General features: G+C 72.0%; 18 protein-coding genes. 9 read left to right on the top strand and 9 right to left on the bottom strand.

Features of this window, described 5'->3' with window-relative positions; all coding sequences use genetic code 11:
- The first annotated feature begins 83 nt into the window (after nucleotides 1–83).
- Genes OIU81_RS04230 through rocD form a run of 5 tightly spaced genes read left to right on the top strand, consistent with a single transcriptional unit; the run spans nucleotide 84 to nucleotide 6,451 of the window.
- Nucleotides 84–1,562 (top strand): APC family permease, encoded by a 1,479-nt coding sequence (locus OIU81_RS04230; RefSeq protein ID WP_329143958.1) that lies wholly within the window; start codon nucleotides 84–86, stop codon nucleotides 1,560–1,562.
- A complete protein-coding gene (locus OIU81_RS04225) occupies nucleotides 1,559–2,866 on the top strand; it encodes a glutamine synthetase family protein (RefSeq protein WP_329143956.1) in 1,308 nt (435 codons plus the stop codon). The genes OIU81_RS04230 and OIU81_RS04225 overlap by 4 nt, the downstream gene beginning before the upstream one ends.
- Nucleotides 2,856–4,004 carry an amidohydrolase family protein gene (locus tag OIU81_RS04220; RefSeq protein ID WP_329143954.1) on the top strand — a complete coding sequence of 383 codons (1,149 nt, stop codon included), beginning with the start codon at nucleotides 2,856–2,858 and terminating at the stop codon, nucleotides 4,002–4,004. The genes OIU81_RS04225 and OIU81_RS04220 overlap by 11 nt, the downstream gene beginning before the upstream one ends.
- Nucleotides 4,001–5,161, top strand: a complete 1,161-nt coding sequence (locus OIU81_RS04215) for a M20 metallopeptidase family protein (RefSeq protein WP_329143953.1) — start codon at nucleotides 4,001–4,003, stop codon at nucleotides 5,159–5,161. Before OIU81_RS04220 ends, OIU81_RS04215 begins: the two co-directional genes overlap by 4 nt.
- 42 nt (nucleotides 5,162–5,203) lie before the next feature.
- On the top strand, nucleotides 5,204–6,451 hold the full coding sequence (gene rocD / locus OIU81_RS04210; RefSeq protein ID WP_329143951.1) for an ornithine--oxo-acid transaminase: 1,248 nt from the start codon (nucleotides 5,204–5,206) through the stop codon (nucleotides 6,449–6,451).
- Between the two features lie 117 nt (nucleotides 6,452–6,568).
- Here rocD and OIU81_RS04205 read toward each other — a convergent pair whose 3' ends face one another.
- The 5 genes from OIU81_RS04205 to OIU81_RS04185 form a co-directional block, all read right to left on the bottom strand.
- Nucleotides 6,569–7,702, bottom strand: coding sequence for a UDP-N-acetylmuramate dehydrogenase (locus tag OIU81_RS04205; RefSeq protein ID WP_329143949.1), 1,134 nt, complete (start codon nucleotides 7,700–7,702; stop codon nucleotides 6,569–6,571).
- Between the two features lie 52 nt (nucleotides 7,703–7,754).
- Nucleotides 7,755–9,074, bottom strand: a complete 1,320-nt coding sequence (locus tag OIU81_RS04200; RefSeq protein WP_329143946.1) for a hypothetical protein — start codon at nucleotides 9,072–9,074, stop codon at nucleotides 7,755–7,757.
- A 244-nt stretch (nucleotides 9,075–9,318) separates the two neighbouring features.
- Nucleotides 9,319–10,608: an MFS transporter gene (locus tag OIU81_RS04195; protein ID WP_329143944.1), complete on the bottom strand. Its 1,290-nt coding sequence runs from the start codon at nucleotides 10,606–10,608 to the stop codon at nucleotides 9,319–9,321.
- A gap of 374 nt (nucleotides 10,609–10,982) precedes the next feature.
- A complete protein-coding gene (locus OIU81_RS04190) occupies nucleotides 10,983–11,996 on the bottom strand; it encodes a 2-hydroxyacid dehydrogenase (protein ID WP_329143942.1) in 1,014 nt (337 codons plus the stop codon).
- The gene (locus tag OIU81_RS04185) at nucleotides 11,993–13,162 is read right to left on the bottom strand and encodes a lactate 2-monooxygenase (RefSeq protein WP_329143940.1); all 1,170 of its coding nucleotides are present in this window, start codon (nucleotides 13,160–13,162) and stop codon (nucleotides 11,993–11,995) included. Before OIU81_RS04185 ends, OIU81_RS04190 begins: the two co-directional genes overlap by 4 nt.
- 114 nt (nucleotides 13,163–13,276) lie before the next feature.
- On the opposite strand from OIU81_RS04185, the gene OIU81_RS04180 reads away from it, so the two are divergent.
- A complete protein-coding gene (locus tag OIU81_RS04180; protein ID WP_329154877.1) occupies nucleotides 13,277–14,440 on the top strand; it encodes a PucR family transcriptional regulator in 1,164 nt (387 codons plus the stop codon).
- A gap of 18 nt (nucleotides 14,441–14,458) precedes the next feature.
- Here the strand turns inward: OIU81_RS04180 and OIU81_RS04175 are convergent, their stop codons facing one another.
- Nucleotides 14,459–14,920 (bottom strand): MarR family winged helix-turn-helix transcriptional regulator, encoded by a 462-nt coding sequence (locus OIU81_RS04175; protein ID WP_329143938.1) that lies wholly within the window; start codon nucleotides 14,918–14,920, stop codon nucleotides 14,459–14,461.
- A 104-nt stretch (nucleotides 14,921–15,024) separates the two neighbouring features.
- Between OIU81_RS04175 and OIU81_RS04170 the strand changes: the two genes are divergently transcribed.
- Nucleotides 15,025–15,909 (top strand): SDR family oxidoreductase, encoded by an 885-nt coding sequence (locus OIU81_RS04170; protein WP_329143936.1) that lies wholly within the window; start codon nucleotides 15,025–15,027, stop codon nucleotides 15,907–15,909.
- Between the two features lie 73 nt (nucleotides 15,910–15,982).
- On the opposite strand, the gene OIU81_RS04165 is transcribed toward OIU81_RS04170, so the two are convergent.
- Nucleotides 15,983–16,870, bottom strand: a complete 888-nt coding sequence (locus OIU81_RS04165; protein ID WP_329143934.1) for a phenylalanine 4-monooxygenase — start codon at nucleotides 16,868–16,870, stop codon at nucleotides 15,983–15,985.
- A gap of 731 nt (nucleotides 16,871–17,601) precedes the next feature.
- Here OIU81_RS04165 and OIU81_RS04160 point away from each other — a divergent pair.
- Complete coding sequence (locus OIU81_RS04160; RefSeq protein ID WP_329143931.1) at nucleotides 17,602–18,684, top strand: sugar ABC transporter substrate-binding protein; 1,083 nt, start codon at nucleotides 17,602–17,604, stop codon at nucleotides 18,682–18,684.
- Between the two features lie 150 nt (nucleotides 18,685–18,834).
- Here OIU81_RS04160 and OIU81_RS04155 read toward each other — a convergent pair whose 3' ends face one another.
- Together OIU81_RS04155 and OIU81_RS04150 are read right to left on the bottom strand one after the other, a co-directional pair.
- A complete protein-coding gene (locus OIU81_RS04155) occupies nucleotides 18,835–19,557 on the bottom strand; it encodes an HAD family hydrolase (protein WP_329143929.1) in 723 nt (240 codons plus the stop codon).
- Between the two features lie 26 nt (nucleotides 19,558–19,583).
- Nucleotides 19,584–20,060, bottom strand: coding sequence for an Lrp/AsnC family transcriptional regulator (locus OIU81_RS04150; RefSeq protein WP_329143927.1), 477 nt, complete (start codon nucleotides 20,058–20,060; stop codon nucleotides 19,584–19,586).
- A 208-nt stretch (nucleotides 20,061–20,268) separates the two neighbouring features.
- Here OIU81_RS04150 and OIU81_RS04145 point away from each other — a divergent pair, with 208 nt between their 5' ends.
- Nucleotides 20,269–20,805 carry a 2'-5' RNA ligase family protein gene (locus OIU81_RS04145; RefSeq protein ID WP_329143925.1) on the top strand — a complete coding sequence of 179 codons (537 nt, stop codon included), beginning with the start codon at nucleotides 20,269–20,271 and terminating at the stop codon, nucleotides 20,803–20,805.
- The last annotated feature ends 73 nt before the right edge of the window (nucleotides 20,806–20,878 follow it).

The following is a 20,878-nucleotide window of genomic DNA, read 5'->3' as shown; positions in this document are numbered from 1 at the left end:
ACTCTTGACGCGCTACTTGTAACGAATATTTCATGAGGGTGTCGGGCCACATCCAGGCGGCCCCCTTCTGCTCGGGAGTGCTTGTGCCCGATCATCCTCATACCTCACGCAAGCTGCGCCTGTGGGAAGCGCTGGCCCTCTCCGTCGGACTCATGGGCCCGACCCTGGCCATGGGACTCAACGGGGCCGGCGTCGCGGCCGCCGTGGGCAAGGCCGTTCCCCTGGTCTTCCTGCTCGGCCTGCTCGGCGTCGGCCTCGTGGGCTACGGCTTCTGGCGGCTGACCCAGCACTTCCACCACGCCGGCTCCGTCTACGCCCTGGCCGGGGCCACCATCGGACCCCGCGCCGGCTTCTTCGGCGGGTTCGCCCTGCTGGGGACCTACCTCGCCTTCCTGATCTGCACCCTGGCCGCGACCGGGGTCTTCGCCCACGCGTTCCTGCACGCTCTGGGCATGACGTCCACCGGCCCGTGGGCGGCCGTCTCGGCCCTCGCGGGCCTGGGTGTCACGCTGCTCAACTCGCGCGACACCCGGCTCACCGCCCGCACCTTGCTGATCGCCGAAGGCATCGGCATCGCGGCCATGCTGGTCCTCGCCGTCGTCGTCCTGGGGCGCACCGGCACCGGAACGGCGCCTCGGCACCAGACCTTCGACCTGTCGGTCTTCGCCCCCGGCGGAGCCACCTACGGCGCCGTCATGACGGCGACCGTCTTCGCCTTCCTGTCCTGGGCCGGATTCGAGGCGTGCGCGTCACTGGGCGAGGAGACCGACAACCCCAGGCGCAACATCCCGCGCGCCCTGGCGGGCAGTGTGCTGCTCACCGGTGTTCTGTACGTCCTGATGATGTTCGTCCAGACCATAGGGTTCGGGACCGATGACAAGGGCGTGCGGGAATTCGCCGGGGCGGAATCGGCCCTGGTGACGCTGTCCGGCAGCTACCTCGGCACCTGGTTCTCACTCGTCATCGCCTTCACCGCGGTCGCCTCCGCCTTCGCCGCCGCGCTGTCCTCGTCCGCCGCCGCCGCACGCATGGTCTCCGCGCTGGCCCGCGACGGCTTCGGACCGGCCGCCCTCGCCCGTACCGATCAGGCCACCGGTGCCCCCACCAGGGCCCTGCGGCTGTGCGGCGCCGTGGCCGTCGCGATCGCGGTGGTCATGTACGGCCTGGGCACCACCGCCTTCGACGCCTACTACTGGTACGCGACCATCGGCGTGCTGTGCGTCCTGGTCGTCTACGCCGTAGCCGGGGTCGGCGTGATCGTCTTCACCCTCTCCCGCCGCGGCCACATCCCCCGCCGCGAACTGGTCATCCCACTCGCCGGACTGGGCTACCTCTGCTTCGTCTTCTACCAACAGTCCACCGGCCAGAGCGCCCCCTACACCTACTTCCCCTGGATCGCGGCAGCCTGGTGCGCGACCGGCCTCGCCGTCGTCCTCCTCGCCCCCTCCCTCGCCCGGCGCATCGGCGCCCGCCTCACCAGTGAACTGAACGGAGCCGAGGACCACCGCCAGGAGCGCAGCCTCGAACTGCCCGCCACCGACAGCGTGAAGGTGACCCCATGACTCCCCGCACCGACGACTACGCGACCGTCTTCGTCGCCACCTGCGACCTGGCCGGCCAAGTACGGGGACGCGCCGTTCCGCCGTCCGAACATGACGCGGTCCTGCGCAGCGGCACCGGCTGGGTCCCCGCGAACCTCGCCCTCTCCTCGTTCGGACCGATCGCCCCCGACCACGTCTTCGGGTCCCGCGGTGACCTGCGGCTGATTCCCGACGCCGGCACCGCCGTCGGCATCCCGGCCGACGGCACCGCCCCGGGGATGCTGCTCTACCTCGCCGACCAGCGACTGCCCGACGGACAGCCCTGGGCCGGCTGCCCGCGCACCTTCCTGCGCGACGCCCTCTGCGAGCTGCGCGAACGGACCGGGCTGGAGGTCGTCGCCGCCTTCGAGCACGAGTTCGTGCTCGGCAACCTGCCCGAGAGCGCCCCGTTCTCCCTGCGGCGCTTCCGGGACGCCGAGCCGTTCGGCACCGACCTGGTACGCCTGCTGGAGCACGCCGGCCTCGAACCGGAGACATGGATCCCCGAGTACGGCGACGGGCAGTTCGAGGTCACCGTGCGCCCCGCCCCCGCCACGGTCGCGGCCGACCGGGCCGTCCTCCTCAAGGAACTCGTCCGCGATCTGGCCCGCCGCCGTGGCCTGCCCGTCACCTTCGCCCCTCTCCTGGACACCGACGGAGTGGGCAACGGCGTCCATGTCCACCTGAGTCTGCGGGACGCCGACGGCCGCCCCGTGCTGTACGACCCGCAGCGCCCCGGCCGGCTGTCCGCCCTCGGCGCCCGCTTCAGCGCCGGCGTCCTGGCCCACGCCCCGGCCCTCACCGCCCTGACCGCACCGAGCCCGGTGTCCTTCCTGCGCCTGACACCGAACCGCTGGAGCGCCGGCGGGGCGTTCCTGGCCGAGCGCAACCGCGAGGCGCTGCTGCGCATCTGCCCCACCACCGAGCTCGGCGGCTCCGGCCCCGCCGCCCAGTTCAACCTCGAATACCGCGCCGCCGACGCCACGGCCAACCCCTGGCTCGCCCTGGCCGTCCTCATCCGCGCCGGCCTGGCCGGCCTGACCGGGGACTACGACGAGCCCACGGTATGGCCCGAGGACACCGACCAGTCCGTGCTCGCGCTGGCGCCGCCCCTGCCCAGCACGCTCGATGAGGCCCTGGAGGCCCTGGAGAAGGACGATGTCGTCCGGTCCTGGTTCGACCCACAGCTGCTGTCCACCCACCTCGCGGTCAAGCGGTCCGAACTCGCCCAGCTCGACGGCCTGGACGACGCCGCACGCATTCGAAAGGTCCGTCATGTCTACTGAACGACTCCTCGCGGAGATCGACCGGCTCCCCCTGGTGGACCACCATGTCCACGGCGCCCTCCGCCACGACGCCGACCGCTCCGCCCTGGAGCAGATGCTCACCGAGTCCGACCGCCCGATCCCGCCGTGGATGACCCAGTTCGACTCGCAGATCGGCTTCGCCGTCCGCCGCTGGTGCGCCCCCGTCCTCGGCCTCGCACCGCACGCCGACCCGGAGACGTACGTCGCCCGGCGCACCGAACTCGGCACCGACGAGGTCACCCGCAGACTGCTCGACGCCTCCGGCATCGGCCACTATCTGCTGGAGACCGGCTACAAGGGCGAGGACATCCTCGGCCCCCAGGGCATGGCGGCCGCCTCCGGGCGCCCCGTCGACGAGGTGGTGCGCCTGGAGACCGTGCTGGAGGACGTGGCGCGCGCCGGTGTCACCGCCGCCGAACTCCCCGGCCGGTTCCGGGAAACCCTGGCCACCCGCTCGGCCACCGCGGTCGGCCTCAAGAGCATCGTCGCCTACCGCCACGGCTTCGACTTCGACCCCGCCCGTCCCCACGACCACGAGGTGACCGCCGCGGCGGGTGCCTGGCTCGCCGAGTGCGAAGCCACCGGCACCGTCCGCGTCAGCCACCCGGTGCTGCTGCGCTTCGCCCTGTGGTGCGGTGTCGACCGCGGCCTGCCGATCCAGCTGCACGCCGGCTACGGCGACCCGGACGTCGAACTCCACCGCTGCGACCCGCTGTTGCTCACCCGCTTCATCAAGAACGTGGAACCGTACGGCACCGACCTGCTGCTGTTGCACTGCTACCCCTTCCAGCGCAACGCGGGCTACCTCGCCCAGGTCTTCCCGCATGTGTACTTCGATGTCGGCCTCGGCATCAACTACACCGGCATGCGCTCCGACGCCGTCATCGCCGAATCACTGGAACTCGCCCCCTTCGCCAAGATCCTCTTCTCCTCCGACGCCTGGGGACCGCCGGAACTGCACCATCTCGGCGCCCTGTTGTGGCGCCGCGGCATGGCCCGGACCCTCGCCGCATGGACCGACAGCGGCGAGTGGGACCTCGGTGAAGCCCTCAAGGTCGTGCGCATGATCGGCCACGACAACGCCCGCCGCGTCTACCGGCTGGAGGACCCGGCATGACCGCCCACCACCTGTCCTCCCTGGCCGCCGCGCTCGACGAGGAGTTGCCGGCTGCCGCGGCACTGCGCCACCGCATCCACGCCCGCCCCTGCCAGTCCGGCGCCGAGGCCGCCACCCGCGACCGCGTGCTCGCCGCACTGCCCGCCGGCGCCACCACCAAGGTCGCCGGCTCCGGCGCCGTCGTCCGGATCGGCGGACCGGGCCCGGCCGTCGCCGTCCGCGCCGAACTCGACGCCCTCGCCGTGCAGGAGAAGACCGGCGCGGCATGGACGTCCGAACACCCCGGCCTCATGCACGCCTGCGGCCACGACGTGCACCTGGCCGCGCTCACCGCCCTGGCCCGGGCCCTCGACCGGAAGGGCGGCCCGGCCCCCCTGCTGGCCGTCCTGCAGCCCAGAGAGGAGACCTACCCCTCCGGCGCCCAGGACATCGTCGAGGACGGCATCCTCGACCGGGAGCAGTGCCGGTCGGTGATCGGGGCGCATGTGCAGCCACTGCTGCCGGCCGGCACCGTCGCCTGCACCTCCGGAGGCGTCAACGCCTCCGCCGACGAGTTCACGGTCACGGTGCACGGCCGCGGCGGCCACGCCGCCTACCCGCACCTCACCCGCGACCCCGTCGTCACCCTGGCCCATATCGTCGTCGCCCTGCAGAGCCTGGTCAGCCGCGGCACGGACCCCATGTCCCACGTCGTCCTCAGCGTCAGCACCCTCGCGGCCGGCACCGCGGCCAACGTCATCCCCGGCACCGCGGAGGCCCGCGGCACACTGCGCGCGCTGGGCACCGGCGACCGCGAGACCCTGCACGCCCGGCTGGCCGAGGTCGCCGGACTGGTGGCGCAGGCCCACGGCTGCACCGCGCAGGTGGACATCACCCGCGGCGAGCCCGTGCTCGACAACGACGCGGCGCTGACAGCCGCCACCGGACCGCTGCTCGGTTCCCTGGGCCTGAGCGTCGGTGACGACCTGCGCTCGGCCGGCTCGGACGACTTCTCCTTCTTCTGCGCACAACTGCCGTCGCTGATGCTGTTCGTGGGCACCCACGGTGGCACCGAACAGCTGCACTCACCCACGTTCCTGCCGCCCGACGAACGGATCCGGGACGTTGCCCACGCCATGCTCGCCGGCTACCTCGCCGCCGCGGAACTCCACACCTGAACCCCCGGCGCCCCCGCGCCCTTCGCTCCCAAGGACCGCACCATGACCACCACCGACACACACGGCACACCCCACCCCGGCCCGGCCACCCAGCACCATGTGTCCCTGGCCGAGACGGCCACCGCCCGCAACTACCAGCCCCTGCCCGTCGTACTGGCCTCCGGCCAGGGCGCCTGGGTCACCGATGTCGACGGCCGCCGCTACCTGGACTGCCTGGCCGGATACTCGGCCCTCAACTTCGGCCACAGCCACCCCCGGCTGACCGCCGCGGCCCAGGAGCAGCTGGGCCGCCTCACCCTGACCAGCCGGGCGTTCCACAACGACCGCCTCGGCCCGTTCTGCCGGGACCTCGCCGAACTCGCCGGCATGGACCTCGTGCTGCCCATGAACACCGGCGCCGAGGCCGTCGAAACCGCGATCAAGGTCGCCCGCAAATGGGGCTATGAACGCAAGGGCGTCGCCCCGGACCGCGCCACCGTCATCGTCGCCGACGGCAACTTCCACGGGCGCACCACCACGATCGTCAGCTTCTCCACCGACCCTGTCGCCCGCGACGGCTTCGGCCCCTTCACCCCCGGCTTCCGCACTGTCCCCTACGGCGACAGCGCCGCGCTGGAAGCGGCGGTCGACGAGAACACCGTGGCCGTGCTCCTCGAACCCATCCAGGGTGAAGCCGGCGTACTCATCCCCCCGCCGGGCTACCTCCAGGCCGTACGGGACGTGTGCACTCGCGAGAACGTGCTGTTCATCGCGGACGAGATCCAGTCCGGCCTCGGCCGTACCGGCACCACCTTCGCCTGCGACGCCGAGGGCGTGACCCCGGACGTCTATGTCCTGGGCAAGGCCCTCGGCGGGGGCATCGTGCCCGTCTCCGCCGTGGTTTCCCGCCATGACGTCCTCGACGTCATCCGGCCCGGCAATCACGGCTCCACTTTCGGCGGCAACCCACTGGCGGCTGCCGTCGGGCATGCCGTGGTGGGGCTGCTGCGCAGCGGTGAATACCAGGCACGGGCGGCCGCACTGGGGGAGCGGCTGCGCGGACGGCTCGACGGACTGATCGGCCGCGGCGCCGTCGCCGTCAGATCCCGCGGCCTGTGGGCCGGCATCGACCTCGACCCCGCGCTGATGACCGGGCGCGAGGCCTGTATGCGGCTCCTGGACCGCGGTGTGCTCGCCAAGGACACCCATGGCTCCACCCTCCGGCTCGCCCCGCCGCTGATCATCGAAGCCGAGCAACTCGACTGGATGTGCGATCAGTTGGATGACGTCCTGACACAGGACGGAGGCTGACGGCATGTGACGGCATGTGACGGCAGATCCCGGGGCCGTGTCCGCGACATCCCGTAGTCCGGCTGCGGGCCGGCGCCCGCCGGGCCCGGCCGGTGCCGTGCCTGGTCGGCGCCCTCCTCACAGGAGGTCGATCTCCGAGGTCAGCCGTACCCCGGTGCGCCGCAGGACCTGCCGGAACACGATGTCGATCGCCTCGGTGAAGGCGGCGGCACTCGCGCCCTCTTCGGCCACCAGCGTGTAGTGCAGCGAGGACAGCCGCACGCCCGGCACGACCGGGCTGCGCAGCGCGAACCCGGCCCGGCGGATGAGCCAGCTCGCACTCACCCGCACCGAGCCGTCCGGGAAGTGGTTCACCGGAGCGTTCTGCGCGCGCAGGCCGTCGGCCTGGGCGGGGGAGATCTCGGGGCTGAGGAACACACTGCCGACCGACCGGTTGTCGGTGCCGCTGCAGCCGAGCACCATGCCCTTGCTCCGCCGCACGGTCAGCACCGCCTGCGCCACCTCCTCCAGGGGGACCCGGCTCCCCACCGGCACGTCGAGTGCGGCGGCGACCGGACGGTAGCCGACCGGTGCGCTCAGCTCGGACCGGCGCAGCGCGAAGACCAGGCTCAGCAGCGTCCAGCGGCGGGAGCGTTTGAAGACGCTGGTGCGGTGGCCCAGCCCGCACGCCGAGGCATCGAGGGTGACCATCCGGCCCGACGACCAGTCCCACGCGGTCACTTCCACCAGGCTGTCGGCGGTCTCCTGACCGTAGGCACCGACGTTCTGGACCGGTGTGGCGCCGGTGGTCCCGGGGATGCCCACCAGCATCTCCATGCCGGTGAGGCCCTCGGCGATGGTCATGTCGACCAGGTCGGAGAGCAGATGACCGGCCTGCACCTCGACCAGCACCCGTCCGTCCGCCGTGCTCCCCGTCATCCGTACGCCCTTGGTGCTCATGCGCAGCACGGCACCGTCGCATCCGGCATCGCTGACCAGCACATTGCTCCCCTCGCCCAGGCAGACCGGCGCGCCGGGCAAGGCGTCGGCCAGGGCGACGAACTCGGGGAAGTCCGCGGGGTCGTGCAGCTCCATCAGGGCCGCGGCCGGTCCTCCGATGCCCAGCGTCGTCATCGGGGCAAGCGGTACCGCGTGAGTGACTCGCATAGGGTCCTGTTTCTCCTGGATTCCGTTCCGTGTCAGAGGGGGTCCCGGGGGCGGGTGTGCAGCGGGGGGTGCCGGGCCCGCGCTCAGTCCGTGCCGTAGGGGCATCGCTCCCGCGCATGTGCACTGTATGCGGGGGCCGCCGACCCGCTTAAGGCGCTCATGGCGCCAGGCCGTGGCGCATCGGCGGTGTCCGGCCCGCATGCAGGAGATCGTCCGCCCGTTGCACGATCTCGCGGGCCACCGCGCTGTCGTACCGCAGAAACCTCCGGCGCAGGCTCATCAGCCGGCTGTGGGCGCGCTGCGAGGTGACGGTCTCGGTCAGCGCCAGCGCGTCCGCGGTGGCCTGCGCCGCGCCGTCGAGCTCACAGCGCGCCAGCCGGGCCTCGGCCAGTGAGGCGCTGTGCAGCAGCAGGTTGCGCGGCTGGCTGCCCTGGAGCATGTCGATCCCGCGGGTCAGATGGGTCTCCGCCCGCTGCGGGCGCCCCAGCTCCAGCCAGGCCCGTCCGGCGTCGGCCACCATCACCGCGGGCGTGAGCCAGTACGCCCAGGGCGGCTCGCACGAGGGCCGGCCGGACCGGCTGAGCTCGGCGGCCTCCTCCAGCGCGCGTTGACAGCCCGCCTCGTCGCCGAGGCCCGCATGGGCCCGGGCCTCACGGGTGGCCAGCAGCGCCTGGCCGATGCCCATGTCCTCGCGCGCCGTCCCCTTGCGGGCGATGCGGATCAGACGCAGCGCCTCCTCCGCCCGCCCGGCCCACGCGGCGCGGTAGCTCATGCAGGAGATGATGTACGCGGCGAGCGGCCGGTCGCCGGCGGCACGTGCGGCGCCCAGTGCGGTCAGAAAGCGGGAGGTGCTCAGGGCGTCCATGCCCTGGTCGGCGGTCAGCCACGCGGTGAGCTGGCCGAGTTCGGCGATGATGCGGTGCAGCTGGAGACCCGTCGTGGCGTCGTAGGCGTACTTGGCGGCCAGCTTCTGTGCCCACCGCAGGTCCGCGAGTGCCCAGTCCAGTACGAGTCCGCCGGCGGCGCTGTCGTCGAGCTGCCGCAGCTGCTGGATCCGGACGGTCAGCATGCCCACCGCGGCCTCGGGGACCTCCTCCCCACGGTGGCGCGAGGGCGGCGGGGCCTCGTCGGTCACCAGCCAGTCCACCGAGGCCGTCAACGGGTCCGGGGCGGTGGGCTGAGCGAGGGGCATCACGGGCTGCCGCAGGGTGGGGCCCTGGGGGAGCGGGGGTGAGCCGGCCGGGAAGTGCTGGGGCCACAGCGCCTCGACCGCTATCGGCTCACCGAGCTGCTCGGAGAGGATGGTGGCGACGATGTGGGGGAGCCGACGGCGGGGGCAGGCGCCCTTCAGCCAGTTGTAGGGGGCTTTGCTGCTGATGGTGCCGCTGCCGCAGCGTCTGTTGATCTCCCGGGCCAGCCGCTCCGGCGGCCAGGATAATCGCGCCAGACACGAGGCCAGGACGGAGGTCGCGGTCATCGGCGGACGCCCCCGGCCGGTGCCGGCGACTGGCGGTCCGGCCCCGCGGCGGGCCCGGACCCGGGCCGGATCGGGCCGACGGTGTGCCTCACTGCCTTCCACGCTCCCTTGCCAGAACTGCCGGACGCTACTAGGGATGCCCCTGGGCACGACACGAAATCTGTGACGACAGCCACAGCTCCTGCCCGCCGGACGCAGCCGCAAAGGCGGTGCGGGACATGCCGGAAACGGACGTGGCACGGCCTCAGACGCGGTCCAGCTGCCGGGCCGGCGGGGCCGCGTCCGGCACCGGGGACGGGTACAGCGCCCACCAGTAGAGCGCGACGCCGACGGCCAGGACGGCGACCGCGCACACGAAGGGCGCATCGAAGGATCCGGTCACCTGCGCCAGCCAACCGGTGAGCAGCACGCCGCCGGCGGTGGCCGCCGTATTGAGGAAGTTCATCAGTCCGCTGACCGCTCCCACCGTCCCCGGCGGCGCGAGCAGACCGGGCAGGCTCCAGGCGACGGGCGCGGCGACCGCCAGCCCGGCGAGGGAGGCGGACATCCAGCACACCGCGAGGGCCGGCGATGCCGCGCTCCCCGCGGCGCCGATCGTCGCGCCGAGTACCAGCCCGCAGGTCAGCACGGTTCGGCGCACCCGCCACGGCTGACGGCCCCGGCGCACCAGCCGGTCCACCAGCCAGCCGCCGAAGGCCAGTTCGGCCACCGTGGCCACCGCCCACGGAATCATCGAGTAGAGGCCGGACTGCAACAGCCGCACATGGAACTGCCGCTGGAGGAACTCGGGCATCCAGGTCAGCACGATGTTGATGGTGTAGCCGTAACAGGCGAAGCCGCAGCACAGGATCCAGATCCTGCCCGAGCGCAGGGCCGTGCGGAACTGCCGGGCGCCGCCCCGGTCGGTGTCCCGTGCCCCGCCCTGGAGGATGAAGTCCCGCTCGGCCGGACGCAGGGAGCGCAGCGCGGACGGGTCCCGGTAGCCCCACCACCACACGGCCGTGAACAGCACACTGACCGCGGCGGTGAACAGGAAGCCGGCCCGCCAGCCCCACTCGCTCATCACGAACGCCAGCACCGGGAACGCCACCATGTTGGCCAGCTTGGTGGCTCCGTCGAACATCGCCGTCGCCATCCCGCGCTCACCGAGGGGGAACCAGGCAGCGGTCGCCTTGGAGGCGCCGACCATCGACGGCCCTTCGGCCACCCCGAGCAGCAGCCGGGCCACGATGAGCGGGCCGACCCCGCCGGCCACCGCGGTCAGCAGGCCGGCAACGGCCCAGAGCGCGGAGGCGACCCGGGTGAGCCGGGAGACACCCAGCAGGTCCACCAGCATGCCGGCGGGTAACTGGACCAGGCAGTACGACCAGGTGAAGGCGGACAGCACCACCCCGAGTTGCTGGAGATCCAGCCCGAAGTCAGCGGCGATCGAGGAGCTCGCCACCGATATCGCCGTGCGATCGAGGAAGTTGACGACGATGCCGCCGGCCAGCAGTCCGCCGATCGCCCAACGGGTGCGTCCACGGGGTTCCACGTGCGTACGTCCGCCTTTCCTGGTGCGGCCGTCGCCGAGCGCGGACCGGCCACGGATGTCCGGGCCGGACGTCCCGCCGGCGCCCGCGGCGGTCCGGTGGGGGACGTCCGGACGGCCCGGGCCGACCGGCGGGACGCCCGAATTTCCGGGCGGACGCTACACCCGTTGCGCGCCCGGCAGATCCGGGCTGTCGTGAAATGGCGGTGGCCGGTCGGCGGGGTGCCGCCGCCTCGCCCCGCCGAGGTGGTCGGTGCCGCTCACCGGAGGAGTCGAACAATGGCCGAAAGTCGGGGCAGAGTCATGGGGAAGGCTTGTGAAGTCCCGTGGGCCGGACCGGACTTCGCCCGCCCCGGACGCGCCATACCGGAGCGGTCTCAGGAGACGACGTCCCGCAGCGGCTTGCCCGCCAGATGGTCGATGACGTTCTGCACGGCGGCCAGTGCGATGCGCACCAGCGTCTCGCGGGTGACGCCCGCGACATGCGGGGAGAGGACCACGTTCGGGGCCTTGAGCAGACGCAGGGCAGCCGTGGGCGGCTCGGGGTCGAAGACGTCGAGACCGGCGCCGGCGAGGGCACCGGCCTCCAGCGCGTCCGCGAGGGCGTCCTGGTCGATGAGGGCGCCGCGGGCGGTGTTGATGACGAACGCGGTCGGCTTGAGGAGGGCGAGGCGCTCCGCGTCGAGAAGGTGGCGGGTGTGCTCGGTGAGCGGGGCGTGCAGGCTGATGTAGTCGGCGGTGCGCAGCAGTTCGTCGACGCTCAGATGGCGGGCGCCGCCGAACCGGGCCTCGGCCTCGGGGGCGAGCGGCCTCGGCCCGGCATAGACGATGTCCATGTCGAACGCGACCGCGCGCCGGGCCACCTCCGCACCGATCTGGCCGAGTCCGATGATGCCGAGGGTCTTGCCGGACAGCTCGGTGAGGGACTGCTGGAGGCGGGGCAGCGCCCAGTCGGCCGCCACCAGCGCGGTGTGTGCGGGGACCAGCTGTTTGGCCAGGGCGAGCATCAGGGCGAAGGTCTGCTCGGCCACGTTCTGCTTCTCGGCGCCGCTGGAGCCGATGGTGCAGACCGGGATGCCGCGCGCCCGGGCCGCGTCCAGATCGACGTAGTCGAAGCCGTGGCTGGCGCACTGGACGAGTTCCAGGTCCGGTGCCGCGGCGAGGTGGGCGGCGGTGACCGGACTCAGCCCGGTGATCAGGATCTGGGCGTCGCGCAGGGCCGTGGGGTCCTCATCGGCCGTTTCGACGACGGTGACCCGGGCCTGCCCGGGGAAGAGGCCGGTCAGCGCGGCACCGGCGGTGCGCCCGCCCACGTGCGGGGAGACGACGGCGAGGACGTTCTTCACGGGCTGCGCCCAGGTGGCGGCGGCCGGATCAGTCGTGGGCGTCATGCGGACTCCTCGAGGAGGTCGTCGGCGGTCAGGGTGGTGGGGCGGGAGTGCCCGGACAGGGCGAGGGTCAGGTCGAACTCGGCGAGCAGACAGCGGATGACGTGCTCCACGCCCGCCTGGCCGTCGAGGCCGAGCCCATAGGCGTAAGGGCGCCCCACCAGCACCGACTTCGCGCCCAGGGCCAGGGCCTTGACGATGTCGTCGCCGGTGCGGATCCCGCTGTCGAACAGGACGGTCAGCCGGTCCCCGGCCGCCTTCGCCACCCGGGGCAGCGCGTCGGCGGCGGCGACGGAGCCCGCCACCTGGCGGCCGCCGTGGTTGGAGACCACCACCCCGTCCATCCCGGCCTCGGCGGCCAGCAGCGCGTCCTGCGGGTGCAGGATGCCCTTGAGCACGATCGGGCCGTCCCAGTTCTCGCGCAGGAACGCCAGGTCCGGCCAGGTCTTGCCGGGTTCGGCGAACATCCCCACGAAGTGCATCACGGCCGCGTCGGGGTCCTCGTGCACCGGCTTGGCGAGCCCGGCCGTGAACGCCGGGTCGGTGAAGTAGTTGGCGGTGCCCACGCCGTGCAGGAACGGCAGGTACGCCTGGTCGAGATCGCGCGGCCGCCAGGCGAGGAGCGGGGTGTCGAGGGTGACGAACAGCGCGGTGAACCCCGCCGCCTTCGCCCGGTGCAGAAAGCTGCGGGTCACCTCGCGCTCCTTCGCCCAGTACAGCTGGAACCACCGCTCCCCGTCACCCATCGCCGCGGCGACCTCCTCCATGGGGGTGCTCGAGGCGGAGGACAGGATGTACGGCACACCCTGCGCCGCGGCGGCCCGGGCGGCGGCGGGCTCGGCGTCCGGATGCATGAGGGACAGCACGCCCACCGGCGCCAGCGCGAGCGGCGCGGGCAGCGACCGGCCCAGGACCTCCACGGACAGGTCGCGGGCGGCCACGTCCCGCAGCATCCGCGGGACGATCCGCCGGCGGTCCAGCGCGGCCCGGTTGGCCGCGGCGGTGCTGCCGGTGCCCGCGCTGCCGGCCACATAGCCGACCGGGCCGGGGCCGAGCCGCTGCTCGGTGAGCTCTTCCAGCCGCGACAGATCGGTGGGCAGCCGTGGTACGGCGCCCGTCATGCCGCGGAGATAGATCTCGTACTGGAAGTCCGCCCAGTGCTTCGCCATCCGTCCGTCCCGCCTCTCGTCGCCGATACCCCGTGCTCACCGCGATCCTGGCGACAGTGACAAGACCCGTCCACCACGGTGCGCACCACGCGCGGCTGACATCATCACCCTGTGATGAAGGATCGGGAGCGCATCCGGCAGCAGCTGACCGCCTCCCCGCGCGTGGTCGCCTCGATCGTCACCGCGGTGCGTGCGCAGGTACCGGCCTACGCGGTGCTCGACGACAGCCGGCTCCAGGAGGTCCGTGCCATCGCCGCCTGGGCGCTGGAGCGGATGCTCGAACTGTGGGCCACCGACGGCGCCCTCACCCCGGCCGATCTCCGGCGGTTCCGCGGGATCGCGGCGGCGCGGGCCGCGGACGGCCGCCCGGTGCAGGCGGTCCTGCGGGCCTACCGGGTCGCGGCGACGGTCCTCACGGACGAGGTCGCGCACGGTACGCCGGCACCGGACGCGCCCGACGCCTTCGCCTTCGTCCGGATGGCGCTGACCATCCTGGACCTGCTCTCCGAGGAGATGGTCACGGCGTACACCGCCGCCAGCGAGGACCTCGCCGGGGACCGCGACCGGGCGCTGCGGCTGCTCCTCGACGATCTGATCGCCGGCCGGCACGCCTCCCTCGGCGCCCTGACCGACCGTGCCGCCCGGCTGGGCCGTCAACTCCCGGACCCCTACAGCCTGTTGGTGGCCGAACCACTCGCGCTGGCGGGTCCGCCGGTGACGCAGGAGGCGGCTCTCGGGCTGCTGGCCGCGCTCGACGGCCATGCCCACGACGCCACCGCGCTGGCGACGGTGCGCGCCTCACGCCTCGTCCTGCTGTTGCCCGCCGCGGCCGGCGCGGCCGCGCCGGAGGCGCTGCGGGAGCGTGGTCTGCGGGGGTGTGCGATCTCGGGGGAGAGTCAGGACCGGATCGCCGTCGCCTACCGGCTCGCGGCTGATGCCCTGGACACGGCGCCCGCGCACGCCCACCATCCGGCGCGGCTCCTGACGGACGGCGACGCCCAGGTGCTGGCCCTGCTCGGCGGGCGACCCGCCGCCGCCCCCGAACAGATCAGCCGGCTGATCCTCGGCCCGCTCGTCCGGCCGGGCCGCGGCCCTCTCCTGGCGGCGCTGACCACCTACCTCGATGAGGGCTCCGCGAACGCCGCCGCCCGCAGCCTCGGCCTCCACCCCCAGTCGTTGCGCTACCGGCTGCGCCGGATAGCCGACCTCACCCTGCGCGACCCACGGGACCCCTGGCAGCGGCTCACCCTGGACATCGCCCGCACGATCGGCCACTGATCCCGGGGTGAGCGGGCCCTACCCGTCCTTGTTGGCCTTGAGCTTCTTCCACACCGTGCCCAGCGCTTTGAGGTCCTCCTGGTCGAGGAGGTCGGTGAACACCGGCGCCAGGCAGGTGCGGCGGGTGGCATCGGCCTCCTCGAAGAGCTGGTGGCCCGCCGGTGTGAGGGACACCTCGACGGACCGGGCGTCACGCGCCGAAGGGGTGCGCACGACCAGCCCACGGCCCTGGAGGGCGTCCACCACGCGGGAGACCTGGCTGCGGCTGAGCATGGTGCTGTTGCCGAGCACGGAGGCCGGGACCGGGTCCGGGCTGGAGGCGAGCCAGAGCATCACCTCGAACCACGAGACCGGCAGGTCGTGGGCCTTGGTCAGGACGCGGTCCACGCGTTCGGTGAGTACGGTTCCGGCCCAGACCAGCCCGTAGAAGGCGTAGTCAGCCTCGGGCATCTCGGTCTGGGTGAGCTTCCTCTTCGCCATGCCGGCAAGACTACCGGTTGCGTGTACGCACACATAATGTCTATGGTGTGTGTACACGCACTCAATTCGCGCCACGCAGCACTCCAGCACTCGAAAGGTCCACCATGTCTGCCACGCCCTCCGCCTCCGCCGCTTCTTCTGCGTCTGCCGCCTCTTCCAAGGTTGTTCTGGTCACCGGTACGTCCTCCGGCATCGGCCTGGCCGCGGCGGTCGCCGCCGCACGGGCCGGCTGGCGGGTCGTGGCGACGCTGCGCGACCCCTCCCGCGCCGGGGTGCTGCGCACGGCTGCCGCCGAGGCGGGGGTGGAGCTCGACATCCGGCAGCTCGACGTCACCGACGAGGCTTCCGTGGCCGCCGCGATCAGCGGGGTGCTCGCCGACCACGGCCGCCTGGACGCGGTGATCAACAACGCCGGCGCCGGGCACCTCGGCACCCTGGAGAACGAGTCCGTGGCCGAGGTCCGCACCGTCATGGAGGTCAACTTCTTCGGCGTGCTGCACGTCTCGAAGGCGGCGCTGCCCCACCTGCGCGCGACCGGCGGCCGTCTGATCACCGTCACCAGCGTCGGCGGAGTCGTCGGACAGCCCTTCAACGAGGCCTACTGCGCCGCCAAGTTCGCCGTCGAGGGCTACATGGAGAGCCTGGCGCCGGTCGCGGCCGCGCTCGGGGTGTCCGTATCCGTCGTCGAGCCGGGCGCCGTGGCGACCGAGTTCGTCAACAACATCGGGATCGATCTGCAGTCGGAGGTCGACGCCGCGGGCCCGTACGCGAAGCCGCTGCAGGCCTACCTGGAGCGCACCACCGCGCAGTTCCTCAACGGCGCGCAGACCCCGGCCGAGGCCGCCGAGGCCGTGCTGGAGGTGCTCACCGCGGACCGGCCCGCGTTCCGGATCCAGACGTCGGACTGGGCGTGTGGCTTCACCGGCACCAAGCTCACCGACCTGGACGGCTCGGCGGTGCTCGGGCTCACGGCCGGGTGGGTGAGCTGACCCGCCGCCGCGGATCCCGCCGCGGCCCCGCCGGGGCCGGCCGGGCGTCCCGGCGCGGCTCGCCCGGTGCGGCCTACGCCCGGTCGCGGGAGAGCGCGGGAACGCGCAGCCGGCTCGCGGCGTCGTCGTCGAAGCCGGTACAGAAGGCGCCGAGCATGTCCTCGAGCTGGGCCAGCGAACGCACGGAGTACAGGACGGGCTGGTAGCCGGAGATGCGGTACGGGGTGGCCGCGGCGGCGCGGAAGTCCAGGGGCCGGACCATGCGCCGGTCGTGGGCGGCGATCTCGCCGTAGGACGACAGCAGGGCCGCGCCGTACGCCTTGGGTGTGCCGCACTCGGTGATCAGCCCGTATTCGAGGGTGAACCAGTACACCCGGCTGAGGATGTCGAGCGCCTCGGCGGTTTCGGTGCGGTGGGCGGCCTGCCCGATGAGCCGGTACAGCCGGGCGAAGCGCGGGCACGAGAGATGGATGCCGTGCCCGAAGACGTCGTGCAGGACGTCGGGTTCGGGGGCGTACAGCGGGACCGCCGGGTGGCGGACGAACTGCACGGCGTGGAAGTAGCCGTACTCCAGCGCCCCCAGGAACCGTTCGTTGGACACCACCCCGCCGGCCGGGGTGAAGGTGAATCCCGTCCGGGCGGCGAGCAGGGAGCTGACCTCCGTGTGCTGCGGGATGTGCTCGGCGGGGATCCCCGCGTCCTCACCGGCCTGGAGCACCGCACGGCAGGCGTGGGCACGCAGCGCCGGGCCGAGCGCCCGGTGCATCACCTGCCAGGTGCGGTGTTCCTCGTCGGTGTAGTGGACGGCCGGAGAGGGCGACCCGACGCGATGGCCGTCCGCCCGTGCGGCGAGTGCGTTGCGGCGCCGCAGATAGACCGGGTCGCTGCGGCCCGGGTGCTCGCCCGGGAGTCCCAGCCGGCCGTCGGCGGAGATGGGTGTCCGTCTGCACACCGTGCTCATGTCTGTCACCTGGTTCTGCACCCGGCAGGCCGTGTTCCGCGTCCGGAGGGACGTCCCCGGATTTCCGGCCCCGGCCGATCGGCGCGGGCTTTTCACCTCTCGCGGATCCGGACCGCGTCGAGGGCATCTTCGGAAACCGGAGTCCCGGCCGCAAAAAATTAAGCTAAAGAGATTCCCAGGGATTCCCCATAGCTTCCGCCGTATTTGGTTGCGGAGCGGGAAAACTCGCCGTGACCGTCGCCGGAGCACGGTGGGCGCTCGCTTCGACGCCCGAACCATGCCCTGTCCGGTGCTTCGATCGCACCAGAAAGCTGTGCCCAGCACCTATATTTCTTGTCTTCTCCTGGCTTCTCCCAGTCTGGCACGCGGCGTGCGGGGCTGCATCCGCGCCCGCAACCGATGTCACCGCGCGCAGGTCGTTTCCCAACTCCCCTCCCTCGCTTCCTGGTTGACCTGCGCAAGCGCGCCCCGAGGGCCGCATTCCCGCCCGCATCTCCCACCATCGCCCGGACCAGCTGACTCATGCGTAACCGGAATTACCGCGTGATACGGAACGAATAGAACGTTTTCGGGACTGTCCGGAAAGCCCGTCGAGTGACGGCCCTTCAGAGAGTCATCTCACAGCTCGCTTTCATATCGTTGTTGGTTCGATTCTTGACGATTGGGCCGTGAGTGACGTTCACTTCAGCCGTTCTGGGCCGGTCAGGAGGCCCCTTTGGAGGTACCGGGAAATGAATGCAATAATGCGGCGCGCCCTCACCGGCGCGATGGCGCTTTCGCTCGCAGCACCCTTGGCGGCCTGCGGAAACGATCATCAGGACGCCGGTGCCGGCAAGGACTCCATCGGTCTGCTGCTCCCGGAGAGCAATGCGGCCCGTTATGAGAAGTTCGACCGCCGCATCATTTCGGCGCGCGTTGCGTCCCTCTGCCTCGAATGCAAAGTCGACTACCACAATGCCGAGCAGCAGGTCGATGCCCAGAAGAGACAGTTCGACACGCTGGTGAAGAAGGGCGTCAAGGTCATCATTCTGGACCCGGTCGACGCCGCGGCGGCCAAGAGCTGGGTGGATTCGGCCGCCAAGAAGGGCGTCAAGGTCATCGCGTACGACCGGCTCGCCGAGGGCGATGTCGCGGCCTATGTCTCCTACGACAACGAGAAGATCGGCCGGCTCCAGGGGCAGGGGATCCTCGCCGCTCTCGGTTCGCAGGCGGCCGCTTCCGACCTCGTCATGATGGACGGCTCGCCGACCGACCCGAATGCGCCGTCCTACAAGAAGGGCGCCCACGAGGTCCTCGACGGCAAGGTCCATAAGATCGTCTTCGAGAAGGAGATCCCCGACTGGTCCGCGGCGAAGGCCAAGAAGGAGATGACCGACCTCATCAACGCCGAGGGCCCGGAGGGCTTTGACGCGGTCTACTCGGCCAATGACGGCATGGCGGGCGGCGTTGCCGCGGCCCTCAAGTCCGCCGGAATCAAGAATGTGCCGCTCGGTGGCCAGGACGCCGAACTCCCCGCTCTGCAGCGGCTGGTCGAGGGCACCCAGTCCTTCACCATTTACAAGGAAGTCCGGCCGGAGGCGGAAACCGCCGCCGAAATCGCCTTCCGTCTTCTGCGCGGGAAGAGCATCACGTCCCTCACCTCGACCACCGCGCACAACACGAGCAAGTCCGGTATCCCCGCTCGGCTGTTCAAGGCGCAGATCGTCACCAGGAAGAACATGAAGGACACCGTCGTCCGTGACGGCGTCGTGCGCACCGATCTGCTCTGCGTCGGCGGCCTTGCCGCCAAGTGCAAGTCCGCCGGTCTGAACTGACCGCAATCGCCCCCCGGCACACCCCTCGGTAAGTGCCGGAGCAGGCATTGTCCGCCCGTCGAGGGCCGGTACCCGGTACTCGGTACCGGCCCCCGACGGGGCGGACCGCAGACCGGGCGCCGGACACGGCGAAGCGGCCGCGCCCCTCCGTCAGCTGCCCCCGCTCCCTCGTCGTCCCAGCCAGTCGTACGCGGCCCGGGCCGTGAACTCCTCCTGGCCGCCCTTGAACAGCAGCCCGGCATGCGCGAACGCCGGGTCGTCGGCGGTGCCGGTCACATACGGAACGGCGATGCACCGCATGCCCGCCCGGTGCGCCGCGAGCACCCCGGGCGCGGCATCCTCCAGCACCACACAGTCGGCCGGATCGGCACCCAGCCGGCCTGCCGCCTCCAGGAACACATCCGGCGCGGGCTTGCCGTGCGCCACCTCCTCGGCCGACACCACCGTGGGCAGCAGCCCAACGAGCCCGGTGCCGGCCAGCACCGCCTCGATCGCGGCCCGCGACGAGCCGGACGCCACCGCCAGCGGATGCCCGGCCTCCGCAAGCCGCTCCACCAGCGCACGCATCTCGGGGAAGACCTCGGTGTGTGCCCGCGCCAGCTCCAGATAGCAGCGGTTCGTCCCGGCCAGCAGCTCCTCGACCGGTGCCCCGATGCCGAACTCCCGGCGGAGGATCTCCAGAGTTTCGCGGGTGCCGATGCCGATGAAGCGGGTGTGGTGCTCCCAGCTGAAGTCCGGTACGCCGTGGGCCGCCAGCAGTCGGCGCCCGGCTTCGTAGTAGTTCGGCTCGCTGTCCACCAAAGTGCCGTCGAGATCGAAGATCACCGGTGCCGGCGGGGCGGGCGTGACCCGGGAGGTGGGGGAGGCGCTCATGCCCACCAGCATGCCAAGCCGCCCACTCATCGCGACCTGGCGCCGCCCACCGCCTCGACCAGCGGCAGCATCCGGTGCGGCACCCGCTCGCGCAGCGCGACCTCCGTACGGGTCCGGACCACGCCCGGCATGCTGATCAGCTGCTGGATCACATCCTCCAGATGCGCCGCGTCCCGGGCCACCACCCGCGTCAGCAGGTCGCCGCCCCCGGTCGTCGAGAACGCCTCGATGATCTGCGGCACCTCGGCCAGTGCGTCGGCCACCTCCTCCAGGTGCCCCTGCGTGACCTCGATGTGGACGAAGGCCAGGACGGGGTGATCGAGTGCGGCGGGGGACAGCCGGGGACTGTACGCGGTGATCACACCGTCCCGTTCGAGACGGTCCAGACGCGCCTGGACGGTGCCCCGGGCGACCCCGAGGAGGCGGGCGTACTCCCGCACACTGGTACGCGGCTGCTCCAGCAGCAGCCGAAGGATCTTGGCATCCAGCGCATCCACGGCCATGGCTCCACGGCCTCCTCCCGGTCGGCGTATCTCCTAATGACGGTACCAATGGCCCAGTGGGTGGGCCGGTTGCTGTGCCAGTGGCCCCTTTCCGTTCCTCGCTTCCCGGTCGGCCCGGCGTGCGGCGAACGACGGCTGCACGGGCGGGTGCCCGCCGGAGTCCGGCACTTCCCGCACCGTCGCCCGGGTTCCTTGCTAAACAGGTCCGGTGACGGATGACGACACCAGCGAGCTCCGGGCCGGACGAACGGGGCTGATCGTGAAGATCCCCGAGGCCGAACCCGCCGTACGCGCGTGGCGGGAACGGCTGGACCCCGGGGCCCGGGAGGGAGTTCCGGCGCATGTCACCGTGCTCTTCCCGTTCCTCCGGGCACACCGCATCGATGGTGCCGTCCGCCGTGCTCTGGGAGAGGTGCTGGCCGTCCACCCGGCCTTCACGGTGCGGTTCGAGAGCTGCGGACGATTCCCCGGGGTGCTGTATCTGACTCCCGAACCGGACGTACCGTTCCGGCAGCTCACTCGGGCGGTCGCCGAACGGTGGCCGGAAGCCCCGCCGTTCGGCGGCCGGTTCGACGAGGTCGTCCCGCATCTGACCGTCGGCCAAGGGCGCGACGAAGCCGCTCTGGAGAGCGCCGAGGCCGCACTCGCCGGCGGTACGCCCCTCACCGCGCACGTCTCGTCGGTCGCGCTCTTGGTGCACGACGGCAGGAGGTGGCACGAGCGCGCGTCCTTCGCGCTCGGGTAGGTCTCCCGACCTGTCGCCGCCCGGCGGTGGGCGGTTGCGTCAGGCGTACGGACCCCGCTTGGGGAGCCGGGCC

This window comes from Streptomyces sp. NBC_01454 (assembly GCF_036227565.1).
In the GTDB taxonomy this organism is placed as follows: domain Bacteria; phylum Actinomycetota; class Actinomycetes; order Streptomycetales; family Streptomycetaceae; genus Streptomyces.
Note: the sequence above shows the minus strand (reverse complement) of the source record. Positions and strands in the feature narration are given on the sequence as shown.